Annotated in this window: 29 protein-coding genes and 1 tRNA gene; 5 read left to right on the forward strand and 25 right to left on the reverse strand. The window is 69.8% G+C overall.

The annotated features are described in order from the left end of the window. Positions 1–2: 2 nt before the first annotated feature. From ACYVOM_RS05030 to ACYVOM_RS05055, 6 genes are read right to left on the reverse strand one after another with little or no spacing between them, the layout of a single operon-like run. A complete protein-coding gene (locus tag ACYVOM_RS05030) occupies positions 3–1,337 on the reverse strand; it encodes a hypothetical protein (RefSeq protein WP_460302020.1) in 1,335 nt (444 codons plus the stop codon). Continuing rightward, positions 1,334–1,939 carry an FkbM family methyltransferase gene (locus ACYVOM_RS05035; protein WP_460302021.1) on the reverse strand — a complete coding sequence of 202 codons (606 nt, stop codon included), beginning with the start codon at positions 1,937–1,939 and terminating at the stop codon, positions 1,334–1,336. Before ACYVOM_RS05035 ends, ACYVOM_RS05030 begins: the two co-directional genes overlap by 4 nt. Then, the gene (locus ACYVOM_RS05040; protein WP_460302022.1) at positions 1,936–2,610 is read right to left on the reverse strand and encodes a phytanoyl-CoA dioxygenase family protein; all 675 of its coding nucleotides are present in this window, start codon (positions 2,608–2,610) and stop codon (positions 1,936–1,938) included. The genes ACYVOM_RS05035 and ACYVOM_RS05040 overlap by 4 nt, the downstream gene beginning before the upstream one ends. Continuing rightward, entirely contained in the window at positions 2,607–3,251 is a 645-nt protein-coding gene (locus tag ACYVOM_RS05045; protein ID WP_460302023.1) for a class I SAM-dependent methyltransferase, read from the reverse strand. Before ACYVOM_RS05045 ends, ACYVOM_RS05040 begins: the two co-directional genes overlap by 4 nt. Beyond that, positions 3,248–4,444, reverse strand: coding sequence for a methionine adenosyltransferase (locus ACYVOM_RS05050; protein ID WP_460302024.1), 1,197 nt, complete (start codon positions 4,442–4,444; stop codon positions 3,248–3,250). The genes ACYVOM_RS05045 and ACYVOM_RS05050 overlap by 4 nt, the downstream gene beginning before the upstream one ends. Beyond that, complete coding sequence (locus ACYVOM_RS05055; RefSeq protein ID WP_460302025.1) at positions 4,441–5,313, reverse strand: radical SAM protein; 873 nt, start codon at positions 5,311–5,313, stop codon at positions 4,441–4,443. The genes ACYVOM_RS05050 and ACYVOM_RS05055 overlap by 4 nt, the downstream gene beginning before the upstream one ends. A gap of 163 nt (positions 5,314–5,476) precedes the next feature. Between ACYVOM_RS05055 and ACYVOM_RS05060 the strand changes: the two genes are divergently transcribed. Next, positions 5,477–6,844 carry a hypothetical protein gene (locus ACYVOM_RS05060; protein ID WP_460302026.1) on the forward strand — a complete coding sequence of 456 codons (1,368 nt, stop codon included), beginning with the start codon at positions 5,477–5,479 and terminating at the stop codon, positions 6,842–6,844. Here ACYVOM_RS05060 and ACYVOM_RS05065 read toward each other — a convergent pair. The 3 genes from ACYVOM_RS05065 to ACYVOM_RS05075 all read right to left on the reverse strand — a co-directional run bounded on the left by ACYVOM_RS05065 (position 6,841) and on the right by ACYVOM_RS05075 (position 9,943). Continuing rightward, entirely contained in the window at positions 6,841–7,725 is an 885-nt protein-coding gene (locus ACYVOM_RS05065) for a phosphotransferase enzyme family protein (RefSeq protein ID WP_460302027.1), read from the reverse strand. The two genes, ACYVOM_RS05060 and ACYVOM_RS05065, sit on opposite strands and share 4 nt — an antisense overlap. Positions 7,726–7,815: 90 nt before the next feature. Then, complete coding sequence (locus tag ACYVOM_RS05070) at positions 7,816–8,724, reverse strand: alpha/beta hydrolase (RefSeq protein ID WP_460302028.1); 909 nt, start codon at positions 8,722–8,724, stop codon at positions 7,816–7,818. A 562-nt stretch (positions 8,725–9,286) separates the two neighbouring features. Then, the gene (locus ACYVOM_RS05075) at positions 9,287–9,943 is read right to left on the reverse strand and encodes an ATP-binding protein (RefSeq protein ID WP_460302352.1); all 657 of its coding nucleotides are present in this window, start codon (positions 9,941–9,943) and stop codon (positions 9,287–9,289) included. 83 nt (positions 9,944–10,026) lie between these two features. Here ACYVOM_RS05075 and ACYVOM_RS05080 point away from each other — a divergent pair, with 83 nt between their 5' ends. Together ACYVOM_RS05080 and ACYVOM_RS05085 are read left to right on the forward strand one after the other, a co-directional pair. Beyond that, on the forward strand, positions 10,027–10,893 hold the full coding sequence (locus ACYVOM_RS05080) for a helix-turn-helix domain-containing protein (protein ID WP_460302029.1): 867 nt from the start codon (positions 10,027–10,029) through the stop codon (positions 10,891–10,893). 7 nt (positions 10,894–10,900) lie between these two features. Further along, positions 10,901–11,104 carry a DUF397 domain-containing protein gene (locus ACYVOM_RS05085; RefSeq protein ID WP_460302030.1) on the forward strand — a complete coding sequence of 68 codons (204 nt, stop codon included), beginning with the start codon at positions 10,901–10,903 and terminating at the stop codon, positions 11,102–11,104. A 425-nt stretch (positions 11,105–11,529) separates the two neighbouring features. Here the strand turns inward: ACYVOM_RS05085 and ACYVOM_RS05090 are convergent. The 9 genes from ACYVOM_RS05090 to ACYVOM_RS05130 form a co-directional block, all read right to left on the reverse strand. Next, positions 11,530–11,603 (reverse strand) — tRNA-Ala (locus tag ACYVOM_RS05090). Positions 11,604–11,681: 78 nt separating this feature from the next. Next, positions 11,682–13,268 (reverse strand): SPFH domain-containing protein, encoded by a 1,587-nt coding sequence (locus ACYVOM_RS05095; RefSeq protein WP_460302031.1) that lies wholly within the window; start codon positions 13,266–13,268, stop codon positions 11,682–11,684. Continuing rightward, a complete protein-coding gene (locus ACYVOM_RS05100; protein WP_460302032.1) occupies positions 13,265–14,659 on the reverse strand; it encodes a protein kinase domain-containing protein in 1,395 nt (464 codons plus the stop codon). The genes ACYVOM_RS05095 and ACYVOM_RS05100 overlap by 4 nt, the downstream gene beginning before the upstream one ends. 163 nt (positions 14,660–14,822) lie before the next feature. Beyond that, the gene (locus ACYVOM_RS05105) at positions 14,823–15,641 is read right to left on the reverse strand and encodes an ABC transporter ATP-binding protein (protein WP_460302033.1); all 819 of its coding nucleotides are present in this window, start codon (positions 15,639–15,641) and stop codon (positions 14,823–14,825) included. Then, positions 15,638–16,687 carry a FecCD family ABC transporter permease gene (locus ACYVOM_RS05110; RefSeq protein ID WP_460302034.1) on the reverse strand — a complete coding sequence of 350 codons (1,050 nt, stop codon included), beginning with the start codon at positions 16,685–16,687 and terminating at the stop codon, positions 15,638–15,640. The genes ACYVOM_RS05105 and ACYVOM_RS05110 overlap by 4 nt, the downstream gene beginning before the upstream one ends. After that, positions 16,684–17,727 carry a FecCD family ABC transporter permease gene (locus ACYVOM_RS05115; RefSeq protein WP_460302035.1) on the reverse strand — a complete coding sequence of 348 codons (1,044 nt, stop codon included), beginning with the start codon at positions 17,725–17,727 and terminating at the stop codon, positions 16,684–16,686. The genes ACYVOM_RS05110 and ACYVOM_RS05115 overlap by 4 nt, the downstream gene beginning before the upstream one ends. Next, on the reverse strand, positions 17,724–18,758 hold the full coding sequence (locus ACYVOM_RS05120; protein WP_460302036.1) for an iron-siderophore ABC transporter substrate-binding protein: 1,035 nt from the start codon (positions 18,756–18,758) through the stop codon (positions 17,724–17,726). The genes ACYVOM_RS05115 and ACYVOM_RS05120 overlap by 4 nt, the downstream gene beginning before the upstream one ends. A 155-nt stretch (positions 18,759–18,913) precedes the next feature. Further along, entirely contained in the window at positions 18,914–19,120 is a 207-nt protein-coding gene (locus ACYVOM_RS05125; protein WP_460302037.1) for a hypothetical protein, read from the reverse strand. Next, positions 19,117–19,338, reverse strand: a complete 222-nt coding sequence (locus ACYVOM_RS05130; RefSeq protein ID WP_460302038.1) for a hypothetical protein — start codon at positions 19,336–19,338, stop codon at positions 19,117–19,119. The genes ACYVOM_RS05125 and ACYVOM_RS05130 overlap by 4 nt, the downstream gene beginning before the upstream one ends. A 193-nt stretch (positions 19,339–19,531) precedes the next feature. On the opposite strand from ACYVOM_RS05130, the gene ACYVOM_RS05135 reads away from it, so the two are divergent. Next, the gene (locus ACYVOM_RS05135) at positions 19,532–20,350 is read left to right on the forward strand and encodes a helix-turn-helix domain-containing protein (protein ID WP_460302039.1); all 819 of its coding nucleotides are present in this window, start codon (positions 19,532–19,534) and stop codon (positions 20,348–20,350) included. Next, positions 20,347–20,517, forward strand: coding sequence for a DUF397 domain-containing protein (locus tag ACYVOM_RS05140; protein ID WP_460302040.1), 171 nt, complete (start codon positions 20,347–20,349; stop codon positions 20,515–20,517). The genes ACYVOM_RS05135 and ACYVOM_RS05140 overlap by 4 nt, the downstream gene beginning before the upstream one ends. On the opposite strand, the gene ACYVOM_RS05145 is transcribed toward ACYVOM_RS05140, so the two are convergent. The 7 genes from ACYVOM_RS05145 to glp form a co-directional block, all read right to left on the reverse strand. Beyond that, on the reverse strand, positions 20,514–21,308 hold the full coding sequence (locus ACYVOM_RS05145) for a helix-turn-helix transcriptional regulator (protein WP_460302041.1): 795 nt from the start codon (positions 21,306–21,308) through the stop codon (positions 20,514–20,516). The genes ACYVOM_RS05140 and ACYVOM_RS05145 overlap by 4 nt on opposite strands. Before the next feature lie 37 nt (positions 21,309–21,345). Continuing rightward, positions 21,346–22,632: an NYN domain-containing protein gene (locus ACYVOM_RS05150; RefSeq protein ID WP_460302042.1), complete on the reverse strand. Its 1,287-nt coding sequence runs from the start codon at positions 22,630–22,632 to the stop codon at positions 21,346–21,348. 61 nt (positions 22,633–22,693) lie between these two features. Continuing rightward, complete coding sequence (gene sepX / locus ACYVOM_RS05155) at positions 22,694–23,329, reverse strand: divisome protein SepX/GlpR (protein ID WP_460302043.1); 636 nt, start codon at positions 23,327–23,329, stop codon at positions 22,694–22,696. A gap of 202 nt (positions 23,330–23,531) precedes the next feature. Further along, positions 23,532–24,137 carry a GNAT family N-acetyltransferase gene (locus ACYVOM_RS05160; protein ID WP_460302353.1) on the reverse strand — a complete coding sequence of 202 codons (606 nt, stop codon included), beginning with the start codon at positions 24,135–24,137 and terminating at the stop codon, positions 23,532–23,534. A gap of 35 nt (positions 24,138–24,172) precedes the next feature. Next, a complete protein-coding gene (locus tag ACYVOM_RS05165; protein ID WP_460302044.1) occupies positions 24,173–24,661 on the reverse strand; it encodes a MogA/MoaB family molybdenum cofactor biosynthesis protein in 489 nt (162 codons plus the stop codon). After that, on the reverse strand, positions 24,658–25,164 hold the full coding sequence (moaC, locus tag ACYVOM_RS05170; protein WP_460302045.1) for a cyclic pyranopterin monophosphate synthase MoaC: 507 nt from the start codon (positions 25,162–25,164) through the stop codon (positions 24,658–24,660). Before moaC ends, ACYVOM_RS05165 begins: the two co-directional genes overlap by 4 nt. Beyond that, positions 25,161–26,360, reverse strand: coding sequence for a molybdotransferase-like divisome protein Glp (gene glp, locus ACYVOM_RS05175; protein ID WP_460302046.1), 1,200 nt, complete (start codon positions 26,358–26,360; stop codon positions 25,161–25,163). Before glp ends, moaC begins: the two co-directional genes overlap by 4 nt. Positions 26,361–26,373: the final 13 nt, after the last annotated feature.

Raw genomic sequence — 26,373 nt, forward strand, 5'->3', positions numbered from 1 at the left:
CCTCACGGCATTCGCGGCTTGGGCAGGCTCAGCCCGAAGGGCGGCGTGACCGTTCCGAAGGCCGTGCCGAAGCGCTCGTCCGCCATGCGGAAGACCGACGGGGCGAGGAGCCCGATCGGGACGCCTTCGGGCAGGTGGCGGACTTTCAGGGAGGCTCGGAGCTGCCAGCCGCGGATCCAGGGGCGTAGGACCACGGAACCCTGGGGATCGGCATCCGCGGGCACGCAGCGGATGCCGTCCCAGGTGATGTCCTGGTCGAAAGGGGCACATCCCGCGTCCGTCGAGGAGCCGAACACGTCGACCGTCTCCGACGCCAGCGCTTCGATCGCGAGGCCGGTGAGGTCGGGAAGCGGGACTTCCCGGCGGGCGAGCACGGTGGCGGCGTGCAGCAGGACCCGCAGCCGGGCGGGCGCTGACTCGAACGCGGAGGTGAGCCTCGTGGTCAGCTCCGTCGGGCGATAGCCGTCGGCGGTCAGGACGCCGTCCGAGGCGAATGGCCCGCGATACCCGAACCGGTCGCGGAGGAACAGGCCGATCCGTCGTGCGATCCCTTCGAGCCAAGGCGGGCGCAGTGCGCTTGAGAGCGGAACCGCGCCGGCCCAGAGGAAGGTCCCGGTCGACGGTCTGGGCAGCGAGAGCAGTTCCAGCGGCGGGAAGACGCTCACCTCGCTCGCCGTGACCATGCCGTGGATACGGCAGGGAAGCCCTTCGAGGAGCGGCATCAGCCTGACGCGCAGGTCGGCATCGGTCGCGGGGATGCCTTGGGGCGGGGTCGGGCCGCGCCACCACCAGATGCCTTCGGCACCCGACCGGGGCCCATGACCGCGTCTCTGGCAGCTCGCGACGATTCCCCCGCCTTCGTCAACGGCTGCGGCGAGGGACGCGAGATCCGGGCCGAGGTCGGAGGTGACCGAGACCGCCCGGGTGATACCCGCGAGATCCCACAGCGGGTCCACGAGCATCTTGTCCTCGACCAAAGCCCATGCGGGAAGGCGCGGGCCCAGTCGCGGACGGCTCCCGGTGAGCGGCGGATTCAGCGGGTCGGGCACGATCAGGACCGCGCGGCCGGACGGGTCGAAGTCGTCCAGCGGGGACGGCCCCAGGGTGAGCCGGGCGATCGTCTCGTGGTGCAGGGCGATGTGGGAGGTCGGCCCGCTGACGCGGCGGTGCGCCTGGGTCTCCTTCTCCAGGGAGATCACCAGTCGTTCCGACCCGGCGTCGGTCAGCAGCTCCTCCCAGTGGGAGGCGTCGACGTCCCGTGCGGACAGGACGATCACCGGTCGGCCCTCGGACACTTCGGCGAGGCCGTCGGCGATGGAGCGGCGCAGTTCGTTCACGGGTACTCCTCGTGCCGGAAGATCAGGTTGGACGGGGTCCGATGAATGAGCGAGTAGGCGGGTCCGAGAGCTCGCCTGATCACCGGGGTCGAACGCCCCGGGACCTTGTCGTCGTACTCGATGAGGACGATCCCCGGCTTGTGGCGCTCCGCGTCGAAGGATCGCCAGACGTCCAGCTCGGTGCCCTCGACGTCGACGCTCAACAGGTCGATGCCGACGATTTCCGCATCATCGAGCAGCGCGGTGAGGGTCCGGGCCTCGACCGCGACCGGCCGATGGTCAGGGCTCGACGCCTCAAGCCCCGAGAGCGATGCCCGAGGCCCGTACATCCAGAACGTCCGACGCCCGGGCCGGGCGGACACGGCACAGTGGACGACGCGGCAGTTCCTCGAACCGAGGGGCTGGCGGTTGCGGGGATCGGCGTCGACGCAGAGGCCGCGCCATCCGAGGTTCTCCCAGTAGAGGGTGTTGCTTCCGCGACGCCCGTCGCCCGCCCCCACATCGACGAAGGTGCCCGTCATGGGGAGCACACCGTGTTCGGCGAGCCACCGGTCCTCTCCCCACTGGGAGTGGAACGGCTCGGGCTGGGTGTAGGGGATCATCGCGCGAATCCGAGGATGAGCAGGCGGCGCGGTCTGCCGGAGGTGTTGGGGCCGCTGGCGTGGACCAGCCGGGCGTCCCATGCCAGGACGTCGCCCGCCTTCGCGGTGAGAGCGACTCCTTCGTGATCTGGGGCGGCGGCGTCGGGGATCACGGGGCCGTGGTCGACGGTCGTCTCCTCGGGAGCTTCGTGGAGGTGAGAACCGGGCCAGACACGCACCGGCCCGGAAGCTTCGGCGCAGTCATCGAGACAAACGGCGAGCGTGACGATGTCCCCGGTCAGCCCGCGCCGTCGGTAGTACGCGGCGTCGGTGTGCTTGTGGACCTCCTCCCCGAGCGTTCGAGCGGGAGCGGTGCCGGGGACCCGCTGCTTGAAGGAGATCTTGTCGTCGATCAGCGTGACGGGGCCGCCGAGCAGCACGGAGGCCACACGCCCCATCAGGTCCGCGGCCTCCCGGACGGCCGGTGAAAGAGCGACCACGGACTTGATCTTCAGCACGTAAGCCTTCCCCGACGCGAGCCGCCAGGCGGTGACCCGCTCGTCCGACAGGAGAAGGCCGTCGAGGATCCTCTGTGCCTCAGCGCACAACGCCCGCAGGTCCGCGGCGCCGACCTGGGCCGGAAGGACGAGGAATCCCGAGCTCTGGAATTCGGCGAGGTCCTGGGCCTTCATCGGATCGCCACCGGGACGACGAACTGGGCGGTCGGCTTCGTCCAACCGCGCGGCACGAGGCGCGAGGACATCTCGTAGCTCGTCTGCGACCAAGAGGTGAAGAAACGGTCGAGAACCCGCTCGCGCTCGGGTGCCAGCCTGGGACCCGAGGAGAAGAAGCTGAACCGTCCACCGGGCCTGAGTGCCTGGACGGCCACGTGCTCGACGAAGGACGCGAAGTCCGCGTCGGCGTGGCCGTCGGGCGGCCACGTGTCGTACATGATGGCGTCGTACGCCGAAGGCGCGCACTCGGTGAGCTGCCAGGGGCGTCGAAGCACCGCCACCCGGGCGGCGACCCCTTGGAGGGCCCGCTGCCATGTCATGGCGGCGACCTCGGGGTGAGGCTCGATCGCGGTGTAGGAGGCCGGGCGGTGCTTGGCCATCTGCTCGGCGAAGATCCCGAGGCCCAGGCCCACCTCAAGGACGTCGGCGTCCCGCACCCCCGACAGCAGCGCGTCGGCGTGCAGGCCCATGAGGTCGGCCTCGGCGAAGAACATCACGTAGGTGCCGCCGAGAAGCATGCCTTCGTCGTCGACGCGGACGTCGAGGCTGCGCAGATGCTTGATGTGGGCGTGGTGCGTCTCGGTGTAGATGTCCGTCATCCGTCCCCCCTCCGGTGCCGAGCGATCGGGTCGGTGGCCAGGAAGCGCTCGGTGAACGAGCGCGAGTCGGCCACCGTCTGGCGGACGATCTCCTCCGCGACGCCCCGGTCCCCGTCGTCGGTGAGGGAGACGAGGACGAAGGCCGGATCGTCGAGCGGTTCGCCGTTGCGCGCGGCGACGGTCACCTCGGCGGGTCGGCCGGTCTTCTCCCGGATCGCCTGCGCCGCAGTGGCGGCGAGGGCGCCGAAGATCTTGCCTCCGTGATGCACGGGGTTCTTCCCGGCGGGTGCGTCGCCGCTGGACGCCCGCAAGGGTTCGATCACGCCGTAGCCGCGGTTGCCCCGGCCGACCGCCCCGCAGTCGCCCTTTCCGAGCGAGGTGCCGAACGGGGCGAGGTAGCCGCGGCCCGGGATGTCCTTGGTGTTGACCCTGAGAGTCACATCCCAGGAAGGCCGCAGACGATCGGCGAGCTCACCGGCCACGTCGCGGATCAGATCGGAGTACTGCCGCCACGAGGTGACGGATTCGGGATGGACGGGAATCGCTGCGGTCGCCTCGAAGCCGGAGCCGTCGCGGACGACCATCACCTTCACGTCGGTCCCGATCTGCGGCGGAGCGAAGGCGCGGATCTCCTCCTCGATCTGGATGGCGAGCCGGCCGGCGAGCCCGGGCCCCGAGGTGCCGGTGCACAGGACCGTGTCGTTGGAGACCGATTCGGCAGCGAGGACCCGGCGCAGCGCGCTGGGCGTGCTCGGCGCGTAGAACTGCCCGTCGTGGTCCACGGCGACGCCGGAGGTGTTGTAGGTCCGGGTCACCAGGTGCGGCCAGATCTCGGGGCTGCCGAGAGCGTCGTCCATGACGCGGCGGACGACCTGGGCGAAGATCTCGTCGACCGGAATGGCGAGGTTGCCGATGCGAGCGGTCAGCTTCCCGACCAGGTGGCATTCGACCGGCTTGGCGACGCGGAAGGATCCGAAGGCGACTTCGGAGGCGGCTCCGATGAGCGTCACCTTGTCGACCCAGTGGTTGGGGATCGCGCCGAACGCGTTGAGGCACCAGGCGGAGTACTCCCGCGAGAAGGTGTCGGCGATCAGGTCGGCGAGGGTGTCCGGGTGTCCGATGCCCTTGCGCTCGGCGCAGTCGAAGCGGAGCTGATCGGGGTCGGCCAGGCCGGTACGCATGAGGATCTTCATGGCTGCCCCTCCCCGGGCTCGACCGCGTAGGCGAGGCACTGGGAGAGCACGAGAACGCGCTTCGCCGGGCACGGCTCGGGAACGTCGTGCGCCCTGAACGTCCCGTCGTAGAGGTTGCCGTACTTGGCCGGCACGGACGCGCAGCGCCTGACCTCGCCCGTCACCGTCACCTTGAACGACGAGACACCCGCGGTGCAGAGCGAGCCGGTGAAGGTGCGACCGTCCAAGTACGGCTTGTTGAACAGGTACTGCCCGGAGTGCTCCAGGATCCGCTCGCGCTCCTCCTCGGTGTAGGCGTCGGGGTATCGGCGCCCTTCGAATACGCCCTTGAAGACCTTCGCCCTGATCTCCTCGACCCCGAGGTCGCGGAGCCTGCTGAGGTCCTGGTCGAGCCGCCCGAGCAGCGGCGGGTACAGCACGTACAACGCGTCGACGTCGAACCCGGCGTCGCGGAGCAGGCCGAGATGACGGGCGAAGTCGGCGAGCCCAAGGCCCAGCCGCTCGCGCTCCGCGATGTGCAGGGCCGCGACGATCTTGACGGTCTTGCCCGGGTCGACCCTGCGGGCGAACTCGGCGACGTCCGCGGAGGCGAGGTTGGTGTTGATGCTGATGTGGTGCCTGCGGGTCAGCCCCTCGCACAGGTCGACGAAGCCGGGGAAGAGGAACGGCTCGCCGCCCGACATGTGCACCAGGCACGTCCTGCCGGTCTCGTCGAACCTCGTGACCACCAACTCGGGCGACGGCTCCGACAGGTGCCGGCGATTGAGGACGTGTTTGATCTGCGGATGGCAGTACTCGCAGTCGAAATTGCACCGGTTCGTCAGGTGCCAGTCGAACTCCCACTCCCACGGGGCGGGCTCGGACGTCATCGCGGATCTCCGCGTGAGTGTCTTTCCGGTGTGCTCCATGCGGCCAGGAAAGCGAAACGGCGAACTCGGCGGCAGCGCACACCAACCGTGCATCTGTGCAAAGAGGTGTGCATTCGGCTCTGGGCCTTATCTTCCACCGGCCGGAGAATTACGCTTCCCAACCATGGAGCGGAAGCCGAACGTTCGGTTGGCAGAGCTCATCGCCGAGGCCGGCGTCTCACATCTGGGCCTGGCGAGCCGCATCACCGAGGTGGCCGACGAGTGGAACGAACGGGTCCGTCCAGCCCACACTCAGGTGGCCCGGTGGATCGCCGGACAGCAGCCGCGCGGCGCCACCCCTGCGTTGATCGCAGAGGCGCTGAGCCGCAAGTTGCGCCGCCGCGTCACCCTGGCCGACATCGGCATGGCGGGCACCACCTTCTCACCTGAGGTAGGGCTGGCCTTCTCCGAGGACGTCGGCGATCTCGTCTTCGGCCTCGCCGATCTCTGGACAGCCGACGTCCGCCGCCGCGCGTTCCTCGCAGGCAAGGTCACGGCCGAGGCGGTGTCCCATCCGGTCTTCCAGTGGCTGCTCGCGGCACCCGCACCTCAGCCGACACGCTCGGGCAGGCGCCGGGTCGGTTTGGGAGACGTCGAGGCGATCAAAGCCACGACGGCGATGTTCGCCAACCTCGACAACCGGTTCGGCGGGGCGCACGCCCGCACCGCCGCCGCACGCTACCTCGTCGACCAGGCGGCGCCGCTGCTCAACGGGACCTACTCAGGCGAGATCGGCGTCGCCCTGTTCAGCGCCGTCGCCGAGTTCACCATGACCGTCGGCTGGATGGCCTACGACGCGGGCGAACACGGACTCGCCCGCCGCTATCTCCTGCAAGCACTGAACCTGTCCCACCACGCAGGGAACCGCCTCCTGGGCGCGAGCATCCTCTCCGCGATGTCCCACCAGGCCAACTACCTCGGAGAGCACCGGGAAGCACTCACCCTCGCCCGCGCAGCCTCACAGGCCGTCCAAGGGCATGACGCCCCGCTGCTCCAAGCTCAGTTCTCGGCCATGCAGGCAAGGGCCGCGGCCAAGATCCCCACCGAGCGAAGCGCCTGCCTCGCCGCGCTCGCCGAGGCCGAGCGCGCCTTCGAGCGCCACCGCTCAGGAGAGGAGCCGCACTGGATCTCCTACTTCGACGCGTGCGAGCTCGCCGACGAGTTCGCCCACTGCTTCCGCGACCTCGAACTCCCCACGGAGGCCCACCGCTACATCAGGCAGTGCCTGGATGCCGAGAGCGACGACTACGCGAGAAGCCGCACCTTCTCCCGCATCGTCCTGGCCACCAGCCTCCTGGCCCAAGGAGAACTCGACGAGGCTTGCAGGATCGCCGCGACCGCCCTTCCTCGTATCCGGCAGACAAGCTCGGTGCGCTGCGTGACCTACCTCCGCGACCTGCATGACCGGATGCTGCCCTATGGAGACCACTCCGCGGTTCGTGGCCTCTTCGAGCAGGCGCGCGACCTACTGGAGCCGCGCACCGCCTCCTAATACGGGTGCCAATTCCTAGGCGCATCCGGGTTCTGGAGGTCGGCGACCCGCTGCCGTATCTCCTCGGTGATCGCCGGGCTTTCGCCGTCCTTCTGTGCCAGCCAGGTGGTCATCCGCAGTTCCTGAAGGGACTTGAGGACCGGAAATCCGGCGATCTCGGAGACGTCGAAGCCGTACACCTCGCAGAACTCCGCGTACTCGTCGTCCGTGTGCCAGCCGAGGTCCCGGTAGACGGCCGTCGTCACGAGATCCCATTCCGGCGGACCCCAGCAGGCGCCGCCGAGGTCGAAGAGAACGGCGACTCCATCCGGCCGGAGAAGGATGTTGCCGATGTTCGCGTCCCCGTGGATCACCGACCTGGGCATCCGGAGATCGACTTGGGGCAGCGCTGCACTGACCCGTTCCACTTCGGCGCGCAGAACGCCGCGTTCCGCGGCGGACAAGCCCTTGGCGGCTTCGATCCCCTCCGAGATCTGCCGCAAAGGATCGAAGTCCGGCAGGTCCAGAGCCGCAGGCGGCTTCAAGCCGTGCAGCTCCCGCAGCGCCCGCGCGAGTGCGGCAGGTCTTGTCCAGTCACCCTCGACGTTCTCCCAGAGCGAGACGAAGAGTCCATGAGCGATCAGCGGCTGCTCGCCGGCCAGCGGACGAACGACTGGAAGACCTTCGGCGGTCAGCCACCGAGCGACTTCCACTTCCCGCCTTGCCATGGTTCCTGCGTCTCGCGGACGACCGACCCGCGCGACCACATGACCCCCGTCGAGTCGGTAGACGGCCCGCTCCCCTAGGCGGAGCAGTTCAAGGCCCTCGAGCTTCAGACCGGTCCGGCGAGCCGCCTCCCGCACCGCGCTGCGGGACGCCTCGCCAAAGGACTCGTAGGCCACCGGCAACCCCCCTTCGCGACGTCCCCGCCAGGGTAGGCGAAAGACCGCTTCAGGCACCGAATCCTCCCGGGCCGAGCAGCAACCGCACGGCTACGCTCCCAACCAGTCGACCGTGACCTCGATCGCTTCGTCCTCCCGCTCCCGCGAGTCGAAGCCGTGGTCAGAACCCTTGATCGTGTGGAAGACCGTCCCAGGACGCTCCTTCGCCGCACGGGCGGCGATCTCGTACGACACATACGAATCACGGTCCCCGTGAACCACCAGGGCGGGCACTCCACTGGCAGCGAAAGCCTCAGCCGGACGGTACCGGGTGAGCTCCTCGAACAGGACCCGGCCCAGCCGGAACTCGTCGTCCACGAGCAGGTAGCCACGGTCGTGCAGCGCCGCCTGCGCGTCGGGCCCGAAGTTCTCCACTCCCCAGGGAAGCTCCGGCTCGACGAAGGTCCGGACGAGATCGAGCACCGGATTCCACAAGACCAAGCGCGCAAGCCGACCCTCCAGGTAAGGCAGCGAAAGACAGCTGGAGACTGCGCCGAAGCTCGCAGCCACCAGCGACAACGGCCCCGCGAACTCCGTCCGCGCGACGGCGACCGCAGCCTGAAGGTCGAGCATCTCGCCCGCGATGGTCATGCCTTCCTGGGTCCCGCCGCTCTCGCCATGCCCCCGGTAGGAGAACCTCAGAACCCCGAATCCCACGCCCGCCAACCGCTCTGCGAGCCGCACGAACATCCCGCCCTCGTCCCGGTCGACCGTGATCCCGTGAGCCAGAACGACGCCCCCACGTGACTTCCTGTACGGGGCGTTGATGACTGCGTCGATCATGACCCCATCAACGGAGGCGAATCTCAGTGGCCTCTCCTTTTCAACGTCGGCCGAAGGCAAGACAAGATCTCGCTCCTCTGAACCGCCGACCGCGAGCACTTGAAGACTCAAAGGATCACTCTTGCACGCGGTCGGCCAGAGCGAATCCGCGGTCAGCGCGGCCTCGTGAGATCCCATGTTCCAGAGCTAGTGCCGAAACACGGTGCGCCCGAATGTCACGCGGCGGAGCGGCGAAGGCGGAGGCGCGCGCTGATCCTGGTGAGGATGCCAGGGCCACTCGTCGTGTTCGAGTGGCGGCGGTTGAGGCCGGGCCGGTAATCGGTCATGACCAGAGGGCTCGGCGGCGTGACCGGCGGGTGGCGAGGCGGGGGCGGGGCCTGGAGCGTGTGCGGTGCGGATGTGGGCTGCCGGGGAGCGGTGTGCTGGTGGTTCGGCATGGCTGGAGGAGCGGTCTTGGAGGTAGTGCGCAAGCGGGTCCACAGGGCGTGGCCGAGATGTTCCAGGTTCGCGCCCGTGACCCACTCGTCGTGTCCGGCTACGTGTACGAGTGCGCGCCACACGCGCGTGGACTCGCCCCACCACAGGGTGAGGACTTCGGGGAATGAGCGCAGAAGAACGTGCGTCGCCAGGACGTCCCTGGGCGACTCGGCGCTCCTCTCGGACGGTCTGTTGGCACCTGCGGGCGAAGGCGTCGCGGCCGGGTGGAGCGGCGACGTCTCGCCCGTGCCGGCGGCCGGGACTACGAGGTGATGCATGAATGAGGCTCCGTTCTGGGCAGGGCCCGGGGGCCTTCGTGGGCGCACCGGGGTGGTTCGTTCACGCCGTGACGTGGGATCGCGGCTCGGGAAACGTTGATTCCGCGTCGCCGAAGCCTTCGCGGCACCCGCACCGCGAGCTGCGTGTCAGGACGAGGCCGGGGTGTCGACCTCGAACCAGACGACGGTTCCTTTTCCGCCGGGGACGGGATCGTGGCCCCACGAGCGGGCGAGGGCGTCGAGAAGGAAAAGCCCGCGGCCGTCCTCGTCGTCGTCCGAGGCCTCGCGCGGTACGGGGCGCCGCCGCCTTCGTCGGTGACCTCGACGCGCAGGCCCGTCGGGCACGTCAGCAGCGCCACCCGGACGACGCCCGAGGCGCCTCCGTGCTGGAGGGCGTTGGTCGTGGTCTCGGAGGTGAGGAGCTTCAGCGTGTCGAGCACCTCTGATCCCGCGTAGGACGAACCGACGGCCGCCACCCAGTCCCTCGCCCTCGACGGCAACCTCAGGTCTGACCGAAGCCGAGCGAAACCCACGAGATCGAGTCCAGGACTTCCCATGCCCATCACGCTCCCGAATGTGGTTTTGCGAGCACTCTCCGCAGTGGAGTGAACGAGATCAGCATTGCATTGACAAGTCAACATTGCATTGAACAAGTCAATTGATCTTGGCCTGATCCGGCCAGTAACGAGGAGCGGGTCTCCCACCGCGTGGCAGACTTCCGCGCATGGCACCAGCGGAAATGGCGGATTACAAGGTCCACGAGACGGCGGGCGGGCCGACCGTCAGGCACCGTCGCCTCTCGGCGGAGCTGAAGAGACTGCGCGAGGCCGCCGAGCTCACTCCGCAGGAGGCGGCAGACCTTCTCGGCTGGAGCCGACCCAAGCTCGTCAGAATCGAGAAGAGCGGCGGCGCCCCGTCCGTGGAGGACGTTCATCGGCTCCTCGACACGTACGGAGGCACCGACCAGGGCGTCCGGCTCGCACTGGTACAGCTCACCCAGGACATCCGGGTCCGAGGATGGTGGGCGGCTTTCGGGGATGTCGTCGGCGGTTCGTACGCGCAGTGCGAGGACGTCGCAACGGACATCCGCAGCTACGAGACGTCCTTCATTCCCGGCCTGCTTCAGACCGCCGCGTACGCCCGTTCGATCATGCAAGGCGATGCCCCCGACGTGATCGAACGGCGGATCCAGGCGCGCATGACCCGCCAGGCCCTCCTCACCCGGCCGAGCGCGCCGAAGTTCTCCGTCGTGCTCGACGAGAGCGCTCTCCGCCTTCCCGTCGATTCCGAGGTGATGCGGGAACAGCTGGAAGCCCTGCTCACCGCGGCGAAACGCCCGAACATCAGCATCCGGGTCCTGGACAAGACTGCTGGGCTGCACCCTGGCCGGACCGGCGGCAGCTTCGTCATCTTCGGTTTCGAGAGCGCCATCGAACCGGACGTCGTCTACCTGGAGACCATCGCTGGCGGACTCTATTTGGAGGAGATCGCCCAGGTTAGGCGCTGTAGTGTCCTGTACGAGGGCATTGTCAGCGCCGCCCTCCCTGAAGATCAGTCGGCAGCCCTGATCGCCGCCGTCATCAAGGAGTGACCAGGCCATGTTCCACGACGACGTTCCCACCGCAACCTGGCGCAAGAGCTCGCACAGCGCACCGCAGGGAAGCAACTGCGTCGAACTCGCCGACCTCCGCGGCTATGTCGGAATCCGGGACTCCAAGAACCCCGGTAACGCCCCTTTGAGCATCACCCGCCGCCAACTCGGCCGCCTCACCTCCCGCATCCGGACCGGTGACCTCTCCTAGCCGATCAGCCGAGCGGCCCGTCTCCTTCTCCACTGGTCCGCCACCTCCTCTGGACCGCGCTCGGTCCGTCGCCTGAACCGCGCGCGGTTCAGGGGCGTAAGCCAGGTTTATCTATCTCTTGCCCCGCGAAGCGGCTGCGGTCGTTTTCCCGCATCCCCAAGGCACCACCGAGATGGCTTCGAGGTGGCGGCCGAGGAGGGAGACCGCCGTGCCCATCGCGTCGGGTGCCTGGCGAATCCCGCAGTGGTGCGTCCGCGTGGAGGGATGTCCGCTGGTGCGGGAGGGGTTTCGGGTGATCTTTGAGATCAATCTGTGCTGCCTGATGTCAGGCAGTCTTGGCAACGCGGTGGCAACACAAACGATCAAGGGCCTGATCGCTGGGTGGCGATCAGGCCCTTGAGCTGGGGCTTAGCCCCTTGTTCAGGTGGAGATGAGGGGATTCGAACCCCTGACCCCTTCGATGCGAACGAAGTGCGCTACCGGACTGCGCTACATCCCCGGATCCCTTAGGAACGGGTTAACCTTAGCAAACTTCGGGAGCGGTTGGTGCATCGGGGACCGGAGGGCGGGGGCGGGGTCAGGGGTCGTCGTGGAGTTCGGTGGCTTCCAGTTCGGTGTAGTCGGGGTGGGTTTCGACGCTGCGGTCGGCGCGGCGGGCCAGGTTGAGGACGAGGTCGCGGATGTTGGCGAGGCCCATGCCGGCGGCTGCGCCGCCCATGTCGCCGCCCATGACGACGTCGGGCACCGGGAGGTGGGCCAGGCGTTCGAGGACGCGTTCGAGCTGGACGTGCTCCTTGCCGAACAGTTCGATCAACTGGCGCTGCTCGTCGACGGAGATGCGGATCTCCTCACCGCGCAGGCGGAGCTTCTGGGCCTGGATGTCCACGATGATCTGCTCGTTGCTGAGGCGGCGCTTGAGCAGTTCGGTCTGCGCCTCCTCCTTGCGCTGCTCCTCCTCGTCCAGCGCGATCGCCCGGCGCATCCGGTTGACCTCGGGCTCGTCGCACTCGAACTCCTCCAGGGTCGTCTCCAGCGCGATCACCCCGGTCGGGCCGAGCGCCTGGCGGACGTGGTCCTTCAGTGAGAGGCCGACCTCGTTGTAGCGGGTGATGAACTCCTGGATCCGGTAGGTCGCCGCGATGCCCCGGAAGTAGCCGACGACCGCCGCGCCCAGTTCCTTCTCCACGAACTGCTGCACGGGGATCCGCCCGTACGCCTCCGCCCGCGCGCTGGCCCCTCCGCCCAGGTCCCCGAACCGGCGGACGAGCCGGGGCGCCGCCTCCGGCGGGATGCGCAGGGTCTGCTTGAGGCTCATCCGGACCGTGTGGCCCTGGACGTCGAGGACGATCTGGTCGAGTGAGGCGTCCAGGTTGTCGGCGGACTTCTGCTCGGCCGTCCACTGCAGCACCAGCACCCGCGACGGGATCTTCACCACGTGCGCGAACCACGGGTTGATCGCGTAGTTCCCGCCCTCGTGCAGGGTCTCGCTCTGGACGCCGACCTGCCCGCCGCCGTCCAGGAACCGCCAGGGCAGCTGGTAGTTCCAGTGGTCGGGCACCCGGCGGCCGGACTCGCTCCAGTCCGACGGCGGCCGCTCGCCGACGTGGGTGATCACGACCCCCGTCTCGCCGACCTTGACGTCGACCTCGCGCAGGTCGGCGGCGACGACCCCCTCCCGCTGACGCCCGCCGAGCGTCTCCACGGTGAGGACATCGAAGATGTACGGGTTGATGGCGTAGTGGCCGCTGGTGAGCACCTCCATCTGTGGACCCCGCTGCCCGCCTTCGGCCAGGAAGCGCACGCCGTCCTGGAAGCGGTCGCATTCGACGTGCGCGGCCAGTTGCAGGTGCGGGGGTCGCTGGGCCCCGGCCTTGGCGACCACCAGACCGATCGTGCCGACGGGGACGTACGTCTGGGGCACGAAGCTGACTTCGAAGAGGTAGCGCGGCAGCCACGCGCGCGTGTTCTCGCCCAGGACTCGGGCCTGGGGACCCGGGCTGTTCAGGTAGCTCACCCGGGCGTCGTCGCGGGGGGAGCGCAGCCCCACCCGGCGCACGACGAGGCCGATGTGCCCGACGGGCACCGTCCGGATCCCGGTGACGAGGGCGGCCCCGGCCGCGGCCAGGAGGACGAAGAAGAGGAACACGACGAGGAACTCGGTCACGGCGATCTCTCCCATCGGCGGAGACGTGCGTGGACGGCCAGCACATTCGTGGTCCAGACCCGGAACCAGCCCTGGTCCAGGGTCTGCGCCTCCTCGCGGCTCGGGCTGCGCAGGGTGGGAAAGAACGGCTCGGCGGCGTCGGCCCGCCGGACGAAGTCCGGATACGGCGGGTAGGGGTCCTCGCCGTCGTGGCGCCAGCCCAGCGCGAGCGCGATCTTGCGGAAGTCGGGTGAGCCGCCGAGGCCGCGCTCGGCCAGGCGGGAGAGCTGCGCCCGAAAGCCCCATGCCGGCGACGACGCCGCCCACAGGGCGTCGACCTCGTTGAGGAGTTCTGCGGAGACGTCCTTGGCGCCCGCGCCGGGCAGCCAGCCTTGGGCGGTCCGGGCCGCCGCCTCCAGGAGCACTTCGGTCGTCTGGCCGTCGGCTTCGGCGTGGCGGCCTTCGGCGAGGAGACCGCGCAGCGCGTCCAGACGGCCGCCCAGTTCGGGAGGCTCCGGGAGGGTCTCGGCCGCAGCGGTCCGGGTCGGGTCGCGGGCGGTGATCATCTCCTGGACGGGCGGGGGCCAGCCCTCGGGGACGTCGGCGGTGTCGAGGAGCACCAGCAGGTCTTCCAGCGACGGGCGCAGGCCGGGGTCCGGGGTGAGGCAGGCCGCGACGATTCCGCGCAGTTCCCGGGGGAGTCCGCCCAGTTCGGGAGGCTCATTGACGATGGCGTACTGCACCGCCGCGCGCGAGGCCCGTTCGAAAGGCGTCCGACCCGTGGCGGCGAAAGTGAGAACAGAGCCGAGTGAGAAGATATCGGAGGCGGGACCGATGTCTTCGGTATGGCCTTTCACCTGTTCCGGCGACATATACGCGGGTGTTCCCGGCTGCCTTCCGTCCTGGGTGAGGGTGCTCGCGTCGGTGAGGCGCGCGACGCCGAAATCGATGATGACGGCCCGGTCGGCGGCGAGCAGGACATTGCCCGGTTTCAGGTCCCGGTGCACCAGGTCTACCGCGTGGACGGCGGCGAGGCCGCGCACGAGATCGGCGCCGAGCCGCCGCACGTTGCCGGGGCTGAGCGGGCCGTGGTGCGTGACCGCCTCGCCCAGGGAGGGCCCCTGCACGAAGCGCGTGGCCATCCACGGCCGCCGGGCGCCGGGGTCGGCGTCGAGCACCTCGGCGGTGTGCGGCCCCTTCACGCGCCGCGCCGCCCGCACCTCGCGCTCGAACCTCCGCCGGTACTGCGGGTCGCCGCTGCGCTCCGCGGCGATCTGCTTGACCGCGTCCCAGCCGCCCGAAGACCCGACCCGCCGCCCGAGGAAGACGACCCCCATTCCGCCCTCACCGAGCCGCCCCACCAGCCGATAAGGGCCGATCACCTCCGGATCCCCCACCCACAACGGCTCCACCCCGCCTCCTCAAAAGCCCAAATTCGCTCCCATCTTAAGCAGAATCCATCGCATTCGAGTCAACACTTTGCACACCAAAACAAGATGCGCCACATTACACATTTCCCGACCCCCGGAACCGGATCCCGGGCCCGATACGGGATGACCGGGGAAAACGCGTCGGCTAGGCGACGGAAGGCTCGGCGCGGATGTGGTGGCGGCCGATGGGGAGCATCAGGGGGCGGCCGGAGACGGGGTCCTCGATGATGCGGCTGTTGAGGCCGAAGACTGTGCGGACGCAGTCTTCGGTGAGGACTTCGGCGGGGGTGCCGGAGGAGTGGAGGGCGCCGTCGGCGAGGGCGATGAGGTGGTCGGCGTAGCGCGCGGCGAGGTTGAGGTCGTGCAGGACCATGACGATGGTGGTGCCGCGGTCCTGGTTGAGGTCGGTGAGGAGGTCGAGGACCTCGACCTGGTGGCTGGCGTCGAGGAACGTCGTCGGCTCGTCCAGGAGGAGGAGGTCGGTCTCCTGGGCCAAGGCCATGGCGATCCATACGCGCTGGCGCTGCCCGCCGGAGAGCTCGTCGACGGCCCGGTCGGCGAGGTCTGTCGTCCGGGTGGCCTCCAAGGCCGCCGCGACGGCGACGTCGTCCTTGGCGTTCCACCGGGAGAAGATCCCCTGGTGGGGGTTGCGGCCACGTCCCACGAGGTCGAGCACGGTGATGCCTTCGGGGGCGACGGGCGACTGCGGAAGCAGGCCGAGCGTACGGGCGAGTTCCTTCGCGTTCATCCGGTGCACCTCCTTGCCGTCCAGGACGACGCGTCCCTTGCGGGGCGACAGCAGCCTGGACAAAGACCTGAGAAGGGTCGATTTCCCGCACGCATTCGCGCCGACGATCACCGTGATCTTCCCGGGCGGGATCGTCAGGTCGAGGGATTCCACGACGAGCCTGTCGCCGTAGCCGAGTGCGAGGCCTTCGGCGGCGAGGGTGTGGGACGTGGTCATAGCGAGCCTCCGGCCCGGTGCGAACGGATGATCAGGTAGACGAGGTAGGGGGCACCGAGGACGCCGGTGACGACGCCCACGGGGTACCGGATGCCGAACGCGTACTGGCCCACGAAGTCGGCGACGAGCACCAGGAGGGAGCCGACGAGCCCGGCCGGCACGAGCAGCGAGCCCCCCGCGCCGACGAGCCGCGCCGCGATCGGCCCGGACAGGAACGCGACGAACGCGATCGGCCCCGCCGCGGCGGTCGCGAACGCGATCAGGCAGACCGCCGCGACGATCAGCACGATCCGGGACCGTTCGACCCGGACGCCGAGGGCCGAGGCGGTGTCGTCGCCGAGCTGCAGCGAGTTCAGGTCGCGCGCCTTGGCCAGCAGCACGGGCGCGAGGACGAGGAGCGCGAGCGTGGCGGGAGCGGCCTGCTCCCAGCCGACGCCGTTGAGGCTGCCGGTCAGCCAGCGGGTCGCCTCGGCGAGGTCCCACTGGGCCGCCTCGGACAGCACGTAGTTGGTGACGCTGTCGAGCATCGCGGAGATGCCGATGCCGATGAGGATCAGCCGGGTGCCGACGACCCCGTCGCGGAACGCCAGCGTGTACACCAGCAGCGCGACGGCGAGGGCCGAGGCGATCGCGATGACCGACACCTGCGCGCCGCCGAGCGACCACGACACGATCGCGATGGCCGCCGCCGCGCTCGCGCCGGAGCTGATGCCGATGATGTCGGGGCTGGCGAGCGGGTTGCGGAGCATCGTCTGGAAGGTCACGCCCGCCATGCCGAAGCTGAACCCGGCGACGACGGCGAGGACTCCGCGCGGCAGCCTGAGCCGTCCGACGGTGAAGGTCGCGCCCGGCACCTGCTCGCCCAGGATGACCCGCCAGACGTCGCCGGGCGGGTAGAACGTCTTGCCGACCATGAGGGTCACCGCGAACCCCGCGACGACGAGCGCGGCGAGCACGCCGAGCACGGCCCTCCGCCGCGCCGCGCGCCTGCGGCGGCCCTCGGCGACTGCCTTGACGACGGCGGACGGCGCTGCCAGGGCGCTCACAGCTCACGCACCTTCTGCCGGCGGACGATGTGGATGAAGAACGGCGCGCCGATCAGCGCCGTGATGATGCCGACCTCGATGTCCTGCGGCCGGGCGACGACGCGGCCGACGACGTCGGCGGCGGTGAGCAGCGCGGCCCCGGCGACCGCGGAGAACGGCAGCAGCCACCGGTGGTCGACGCCGATGAGCATCCGGCACGCGTGCGGGACCACGAGGCCGACGAACGCGATCGGCCCGGCGACGGCCGTCGCGGCCCCGCACAGCACGACCGCGCCCAGCGCGGCGAGCGCCCGGATGACGGCGACGCGCTCACCGAGCCCGGCGGCGAGTTCGTCGCCGAGGGCGAGGGAGTTCAGCCCGCGCGCGGACAGCAGGGCGATGACGAACCCGGCGATCAGGAACGGCAGCACCTGCCCGATCCGCTCGTACGATCCGCCGCCGACCCCGCCGATCTGCCAGAGCTTGAAGCTCTCGGCGATGTCGCCGCGCGGCAGCACGACGGCGCTGACGAGGCAGGCGAAGGCCGCGGAGGTCGCCGTCCCGGCGAGCGCCAGCTTGAGCGGCGTCGCCCCGCCCCGGCCGAGCGACCCGACGACGTAGACGAACACCGCCGACGCCCCGGCTCCGGCCATCGCGACCCAGATGTAGCCGGTCGGCGATCCGAGCCCGAAGAACGCGACGGCGGTGACGACGGTGAGGGACGCCCCCATGTTGACGCCGAGGATGCCGGGGTCGGCCAGCGGGTTGCGCGTCACGCCCTGCATCACCGCGCCCGAGAGCGCGAGTGCCGCCCCGATCAGCACCGCGAGCAGCGTCCGCGGCACCCGTTTGGCGACCGCGGCCTCCTCCAGCGTGCCGCTCGCCCCGCCGAGTCCGGCCCACACGTCGCCCCACGAGACGTCCCGCGACCCGAACGCCACCGACGCGACCATGACCGCGGCGAGCACGACGAGCGCGGTGACCAGCCAGAGCACACGCACGCGCGCCGGACGCCGCACGATGGCGGTGTCCGGCGCGCGCGATGCGTCTACCGAGGTCACTGGACCTTGTCGGCGGCCGCGGCGAGGGCCTTGACGTAGTCCTCAAGGACCCAGGAGATGGAGAGGGGGGTCGGGTTGGCGGCGGTGCCGAGGGGCTCGGTGCTGGGGAGCAGGTAGGCGGAGCCGCGCTCGATGGCGGGGATCTTCGACAGGAGCGGGTCCTTCTGGAAGATGTCCAGGAGGCCGCCGTCGGCGGAGTCGTAGCCGGTGATGATGTCGACGTCGTCGAACATGTCGATCTGCTCGGCGCTGACGGTGCCGGCGAACTGGCCGTCCTTCGACGCCTGCACGGTGCTGTCGGCGATCTTCATGCCGAGGTCCTCGAAGAAGAGGGTGCGGGTGTCGGCCTTGGTGTAGAAGCCGATCTCGCTGACGTCACCCGGGTCGACATGCGTCATGAACATGATCGACTTGTCCTTGATCTGCGGGTACCTGCCCACGACCTCGGTGATCTCGCCCTCGATGGAGGTGATGAGCTTGTCGCCCTCGGCCTCCATGCCCATCGCCTTGCTGTTCAGCTTGATGCTGTCGCGCCAGGCGGTGCCCCAGGCGATCTCGGGGTAGGCGACGACGGGGGCGATGTCGCTGAGGGTGTCGTAGTCCTGCTGGGTGAGGCCGGAGTAGGCGGCGAGGATCACGTCGGGCTGCGTGTCGGCGACGGCCTCGAAGTCGATGCCGTCGGTCTCGTCGAACAGCACGGGGGTCTTCGCGCCGAGTTCGTCGAGGCGCTCCTTCACCCAGGGCAGGAGGCCGTCCTTGTCGTCGTCGCCGAAGTTCGCGGCGGCCATGCCGACCGGGACGACGCCGAGGGCCAGCGGCACCTCGTGGTTGGCCCAGTTGACGGTGGCGACCCGCTCGGGCTTCGCCGTGATGGTCGTCGTGCCGAGCGCGTGCTCGATCGTGATCGGGTAGGACGCGGCCGCGGGGGCGGCGCTCGCGTTGTCGTCCTTGGTGTCCGAGGATCCGCCGCAACCCGCGACGCCGGCCAGAAGGGCGGCGGTCACGAGGACGCGGCCGAGGGGGCGCTTCATCCGTACTCCACTTTCACAGTTCCGCTTGGTGCCGGCCCTCGCGCGTCGCGGGACTCTTCCGTCGAGCGGTGCACCGTCATCCCGGCAGACCCAAGTTAGGTAAGCCTTGCCTTGGCTGAACCTTAGGAGAAATGACCGAGTTGTCGCAATCAAGCTTATGAGACAGCCGATATCGCGATCGGGACACTCCCCTCACGACGGGAACGCCGCACCCGGTGATGCCGCCCCTTCGGGCGAAGGTCCTCGTAGACGACGAACCCGACCATGACCGAGAACAGCCCGGCCATCGCCGCGAGCGCGACGGCCCCGGCGAACCCGAACGGCGTCGCCACGACGGCCCCCAGCAGTTCGAACGGGCTCATCGCGCACCCTCGATCCGCGCCTGCGCCGCCAGCGCCTCCGCCAGCCTCTCGACGTCGTCCTCGATGAGCGTCATCGCCATCCCGGCCCCGAGCTCGTGCGCGCTCAGGTGGTACCTGTCGCCCCGCGTCGCCATGAGCGACGCCCCGGCGACCGTCGGCCGAATCATCCATCCCGGGTACTCGCCCCGCAGCTTCGCGAGGTCCACCGAATCGCTCATGCACGTGCCTTTCTCGGGTCTCCGGCGTTTCGCTGACGAGCCTGGCACGCCAGGACTACCGTCGGCTACGCAACAAGCACCCCCCGCGACGCACCCGCGCGGCCGCCGTAGGCACCCGCCCCGCAACCGGTCGGCAACCGACCGGCACCCGCCCCGCAACCACGACGCAACCGACCCGCACCGCCCGAAGGAGATGAGCGTGACGGACATGGGAGGCAGCGAGACATCGAGCCTGCAAAGGGCCTTCGCAGAGGAGCTGACGGCGCGCAGAGAAGCGGCCGACATGTCCCGGGCCAGGCTCGCCGAGCTCCTCGGCTGCACCCGCCAGTGGCTCGACAAGGTGGAGACCCTGAAGAGTTCCGCGTCCCCGGCCCTGGCCGACGACCTCGACACCTACTTCGCGACCGGCGGCAGCTTCCGCCGCCTTTGGAACCTTTTTGACGACGCCCGCAGACAGGGCCTGGTCCCGACCCGGGCCCGTCCCCTTTTCGAGGCCGAGAAGGACACCACAGAGATCGACATGTTCGAGCCGCTTCTGATCCCCGGCCTCTTCCAGACCGAGGACTACGCACGACTCGTCTTGAGCACGGGGGCGGACGTCGCTCGGCTCGAGGAGCGTCTGGCCATCCGCATGGAGCGACAAGCCCTGCTCTACAGGAGTGAGCCTCCTTGGATCTTTCTCCTGATCCGCGAAGCCGTGCTCCGAGATCTGCCGCCCTCGGTGAAGGCGGGTCAGTGCAAGCACCTGCTCAACCTGATGACCCTCCCCCGGTTCTCTCTCCAGGTGCTTCCCGTCAGTGCCCCGGTCTTCCACCCGACCGGCTTCCAGATCCTCAGCTTCGATGCCGCTCCGGATCTGGCCTTCGTCGAGGGCACAGGGCTGAACGGGCAGATGCTGACCGACGTCTCTCGCCTTAGGCTCCTTGCCCTATATTTCAAGCAGCTGAGCACCATGGCGCTGAGCGCCCGGGAATCCGAAAGCCTGGTGAACAGGCAGATGGAAGGTTCATGAACTGGCGCAAGAGCACCTACAGCGCTCCTGACGGCGACAACTGCGTCGAGGTGGCCACAAAAGGTCCGGTCATCGCGGTGCGGGACTCCAAGCATCCCGGGGAGCCGCATCTCGTGTTCGGGCGCTCCGCCTTCGAAGAGTTCGCGCGCAGGCTTCGCGGGCGTTAGGCCGGTGCGTCCGGGGGGCGGAAGGCGCCGGGGGTGAGGCCTGTGGTGCGGCGGAAGGCGGCGCCGAAGGCGCTGGCCGAGCGGTAGCCGACCTCGTCGGCGACCATCTCGACCTCCCAGCCTCGGGCCAGCAGCGCGACGGCGTGCTGGGCGCGGACGGCGGCGACCCAGCGGGCGAAACTGGTGCCCGTCTCGGTGTTGAACGCGCGGGTGAGGGTGCGGGGGCTGACGCCGAGGTGGCGGGCCCAGTCCGTCAGGGTGCGCTGGTCGCCGGGATCGTCGCGGACGGCGTCGGCGATCGGGCGCAGGAGGTCGGACGTGGGCATCTGGAGCAGCAGCTCGCGCGGCGAAGGCGCGAGGACGTCGAGGACCATCGCCTCGGTCACCGCGCGCGAGCGGTCCGGCAGCGAACCGTCGGCGAGGCGCTCCAGCAGCAGCCGCAGCAGCGGGGTGATCTCGACGGCCACGGGCGCGTCCGAAAGCGGCGTCACCGTGCCGAAGCCGAAGAAGTCGGCGCGGCAGCACGTCCCGGCGATGGCCGAGCCCGAATGCAGCACCCCGGCGGGCATCCACATCCCGAGCGTCGGCGTGATCGTCCAGACCCGCTCCCCCACCACCGCCGTGGACGCCCCCCGCTCGTTCCACAGCAGTTCGTGGAAGGGATGCGAGTGCTCGTTCCACGTCGTGTCGCACCCGATGAGCTCCCGCCATCCGCGGATCGGGAACGGCACTTCGGCGGCCCCGGCCGCCAGCGCCGGCAGCGTCCGCGTCTCCCTACCCGTGACGGTCATGCCAGGACGCTACGCGGCACAGACGACCTACCGCCAATCAGAACCCCTGCTCCGCGACGCGCACCGGCTGCTCCACCGGGGCGTCCAGCCACTCCCGGACCACAGCGACGTCCTCTTCGGAGAACACCACATCCGAGGACTCGATCCGGTTGAGGACGCTCCGCGCGAACGCCTCGCCGATCTCCTCCGCCGTCGGGGGGACCTCCCGGTAGAGCGGGCATCCGCCGTACGCGGCGCCGTTCATCACGAACCCGATGTGCCGGCGGCTCACCCTCAGGCCGTCGTCCGACAGCCTGTCCCGCGACCATGCGGTGCACTCGGTGACGCTGAACGTGTGCGAGGACGCGTAGTCCGACAGCGCCCCGTAGATGGCGGGCCACCAGTCCTGCGGCAGCCGGGGCAGGTTCATCAGCTCCGCGAGGCGCTCGATGGGCTCCGGCACCGGCAGCTTCTGCGTGCCGCCCGCCGGCGCCTCGTGCCGGGTCTCGTCCCACAACTGGTGCTGGGACATGGTCAGGCCCAGAAGGTCGAGGCTCGCCAATGCCCTGGCGAATCCGCCGAAGCCGAACCACTGCGTGCCGACGATCGCGTCGGCGCCCAGTTCGCCGCGCACCTGCTGTGCGAGGGAAGCGAGATTCAGCGGTTCGACGGCATTCTCGTATTCCCGGGTCACGATCGACTTGAACGATTCATAAGCGCCGGAACCATCAGCCGGAATCTGTCCAGAATATGCGGTGCCGCTCCTTTCCATCGGCATTTCACCGCTCAGGTCGTCGTCGAGATCAATGGATTCCCCCTGGACGAGTGCGAGCATCTGGTGGCCGTTGAGCACCTGGTCGGCGATCGAGATGAAGGCCTCGGCCGCGTCCACCGGGGACATGATGAGGGTGCGCCGGTCGGCCCGGCGCAGCCGCTGGAGGAGCGGCGTCATGTCGGAGTCTCCCGAGGCGATGATGAACTCCTCGCACACCGGCTCGGTCGACAGCGCGTCGATGGCGTCGACGACTACCCTGATGTCCGCGCCGTTCTTCGTCGCGTTGTAGCGCGGGCAGTCGACGACCTCGAAACCGGCCCGCACGAACGCGGCCCGAAAAGCGGAGAAGTACCTGCGCTCCGCGCCCATCTGCACGGTGCCGCTGGGATTCAGGTAGCAGCGCAGGACGAGCCACCGCCGCCGTGTCCCGGAATCCGACATCATGGACAGGCGGCGGAGCCAGGATCCGGGATCTGTCGCGAACCGCTCAGCGGCTTGGGGGTCCAGCTTGTACAGCCCGCTGAAGACATTGTCAAAGTCCAGATAGAGCGCGGTCCGCATGTAGTCCATGGCAGCAATTTAGCCATACGTATTCTTATTCGCCACAGAAACGGTGCGGGCGGGCGAGTGCTCAGTCGCCGACGGCCTTGGGCTGGTCGGCGAACTGATCGAAGACCTCGACGGGCTCGGGCCGGGTCGCGAAGGGGAGGATCTCGGCGGTCGGGCGGAGCGCGGCGGCGCGGGCGGCGGCGGCCTCGGCGGCGCGGCGGGCCGATGCGACGGCGCGGCGCTCGGCGGCGCGGATCGCGTCGACGCGGGTCGCGGTGCGCAGCAGGGCGAGATGGGCGGCGAAGAGCAGGACCGGCGGGAGGGCGATCCACCAGGGCGCGGGGGTGAACAGCGCGGCGAGGAGCGAGACCGCGGTGAACAGCGTGAGGGTGCTGGTGTTGCGGCGGCGCCGGGCGATGACGGCCGAGCGGCGGGCGCGGCGGGGGGCGACCGGCGGTCGGACGGGACGCCGAACGGGCTCGGGAATGTCCAGGACATCCGGTTCCGGGGTGGCGTCGACGGTCGCCGTCTCCGTCTCGGCGGCCTCGGTCTCGGCGTCGTCGAAGGCGTAGTCGTCGTATTCGGCGTCGGCGGCCTGGGGGCGGCGGCCGAGCAACCGGGTGAAACCGGACGAATCGGAGTCACGGTGCAGCCACATCGGCACGAGCACCACGGCCCAGACGGCGACGATCGCCAGGTAAAGGAGGGTGCTGCTCATCGACATCCCTCCCGAACCGGCTCTGGCCGAGCACTCCCGGGAGCGATGCGGCTCCGGGAAGTCGGCATGCTCACGTCCGTGACGGTAGGACCGGGGTCCAGTCTTGACGAGCACTGGGGGCGGTGTGTCGTGAGATCTCTCCAGTGATGACCCGTTCTTGAGCGAAGTTTTCTCGATCGTGAGGATCATCCGGGGTTTGCCGTCAGTGTCGGGCGCCTCGGGCGCGCCAGCGGGCGGCCAGGCCGTCCGGGATGTCCTCGGTCGTGAGGGCGTAGCAGATGTGGTCGCGCCAGGCGCCGTCGATGTGGAGCTGGCGGCGGCGCAGGCCCTCGTCGCGGAAGCCGAGCTTCTCCACGACGCGGCGCGAGGCGGCGTTCTCCGGGCGGATCGCCGCCTCGACGCGGTGCAGGCCGACGGTGAAGAAGGCGTGGTCGACGGCGAGGGCGACGGCCGTCGGGGTGATGCCGCGGCCGGCGTGGTCCTTGTCGATCCAGTAGCCGACCTGGGCGCTGCGGGCCGAGCCCCAGACGATCGCGCCGACGGTGATCTGCCCGACGAAGACGCCGTCGTAGGTGACGACCCACGGCAGCGAGAGCCCGCTGCGGGCCTCCCGCCGCATCGTGTGGATCATGCTGTAGTACGGGCCGAGTCCGCTCCTGAACAGCGGAGTCTCGGGGTTGGTGGGCTCCCAGGGGCGCAGCCACTCGGCGTTGCGCACCCTGACGTCCCGCCAGGTGCCCGCGTCCCGCAGCCGCAGGGGGCGCAGCCCGATCCGTCCGTCGGCCAGCGTGACCGGCCAGCCTCGCATCCGTTCCACACCACCATGATTGCGCGGCGAAGGGGTCATCCGCCATCCGTCGGGCGCGGGTGGTCTCCGCCGCGGATCTGGGAGACGGCATGGGAGAGCACCGGGCCGAGCACGTCCATGCCCTCGCGGACCCCGCCGGTCGAGCCGGGGAGGTTGACGATCAGGGTGCGCCCCGCCGTCCCGGCCAGACCCCGGGAGAGGATCGCGGTGTCCACGGAGCCGCGCTGCCGGATCTTCTCGGCCACGCCCGGGATCTCCCGTTCCAGCACGGCCCGGGTCATCTCGGGCGTCTGGTCGGTCGGGGTGAGCCCGGTGCCTCCGGAGGTCACCACGACGTCGTAGGAGTCCTCGACCGCCTGCCTGAGGACCGCGAGGACGGCCTCCCCGTCGGGGACGACGCGGGGGCCGTCCACCTGGCAGCCCCACTCGCGCAGGAGTTCGGCGAGCAGGGGCCCGGAGCGGTCCTCGTAGACGCCGCCGGCGGCACGGGTCGAGACGGTCACGGCGAGCGCGCGCAAGGTCATGTGTTCTGGTCTTCCTCGGGAGAGTCGGCCTCAGAGGGGCGGTTCCAGGTGCCGGTCTTGCCTCCGGTCTTCTCCACGACCCGCACGTCGGTGATGACGGCGGCGGGATCGACCGCCTTGACCATATCGACCAGCGCGAGGGCGGCCACGGACACGGAGGTGAGGGCCTCCATCTCTATGCCGGTCCTGTCCGCCGTCTTGGCGAACGCCTCGATGGCGACCCCTTCGTCGGTCACCACGAGCTCGACCTTCACGCCGTGGATCGGGATCGGATGGCACATCGGCACGAGGTCGGACGTCTTCTTGGCGCCCATGATCCCGGCGATGCGCGCGACGGACAGCGCGTCGCCCTTGGGCACCGCGCCGTCGCGCAGGGCGGCGACGCACTCGGCGGACAGCCTGACGAAGCCGCGGGCGGTGGCGGTGCGGACGGTGACGTCCTTGGCGGAGACGTCGACCATGCGGGCCGCGCCCGCGGAGTCGAGGTGGGAGAACTTCTTCACGAGGGCAGCCTAAGGACTTCGACCTCGGCGCCTTCGGGCACCTCCGCGACCTCGGCCGGCACGACGATGAGCCCGGACGCGGCCGCGAGCGCGCCCATCTGGTGTGAGCCCTGCTTCGAGGCGGGCCGCACCCTGTATCGGCCGCCCTGGTACGTCAGCTCGGCGCGCAGGTACTGCTGCAGCCCCGCGACCGCGTCCAGGGACGTCTCACAGACCGCCGTGACGGACGGGAGCCCTTCGGCGGGAAGGCCCTGGAGATAACGCAGCGCCGGACGGACGAACACCTGGAACGACACGTACGCGCTCACCGGGTTGCCGGGAAGGGTGAAGATGGGCACGCGCCCGCCGAGGAGGCCGAAGCCCTGCGGCTTGCCGGGCCGCATCGCCACCTTCTCGAAGTCGACCTCTCCCCCGCGCGACAGCACCTCCTTGACGACGTCGTACGCGCCCATGGAGACGCCGCCCGTCGTGATGAGGACGTCGGCGTGCGCGAGCTGCTCGTCGAGGACCGCCCTGACGGTCTCGGGGTCGTCGCCGACGAAGGATCCGCGCACCGCGGTGCCGCCCGCCTCGGTGATGGCGGCGGCCAGCATGAAGCTGTTGGAGTCCCAGATCTGGCCGTACGCCAGCGGGGTGCCCGGCTCGCGCAGTTCGTCGCCGGTGGACATGACGACGACGCGGGGGCGGGGCCGCACCCGCAGCCGGGAGCGGCCCGCCGAGGCGGCGATCCCGATCTGCGGCGCGCCGAGCAGGGTGCCTTCGGCGAGCACGGCGTCGCCCCGCCGCACATCGCCGCCGGCCCGCCGGATGTTGGTCCCGGCAGGTGCGCCCCGGTCGATCCGCACCTCGTCCACGCCGCCGTCGGTCCACTCGACCTGGATGACGGCGTCGGCCCCTTCGGGGAGCGGGGCGCCGGTCATGATGCGGGCGGCCCTGCCCGGCCCGATACCCGTCGCCGCGAGGTCCCCCGCGGGAATGTCGGCGACGACGGGTAGCGTCACGGGAAGCGTGGCGAGGTCGGACGCGCACACGGCGTAACCGTCCATCGCGGAGTTGTCGAACGGGGGGAGATCGACGGATGAGGACACCTCTTCGGCGAGCACCGTCCCGGCGGCTTCCAGCAGCGGGAGCTCCAGCGGGGGCAGCGGTGCGAGCCTGGCGATGATCGCGGCGAGGTGTTCGGAGACGCTTCTCATGCCCCCATGTATT

This window comes from Actinocorallia aurea, from assembly GCF_054783995.1.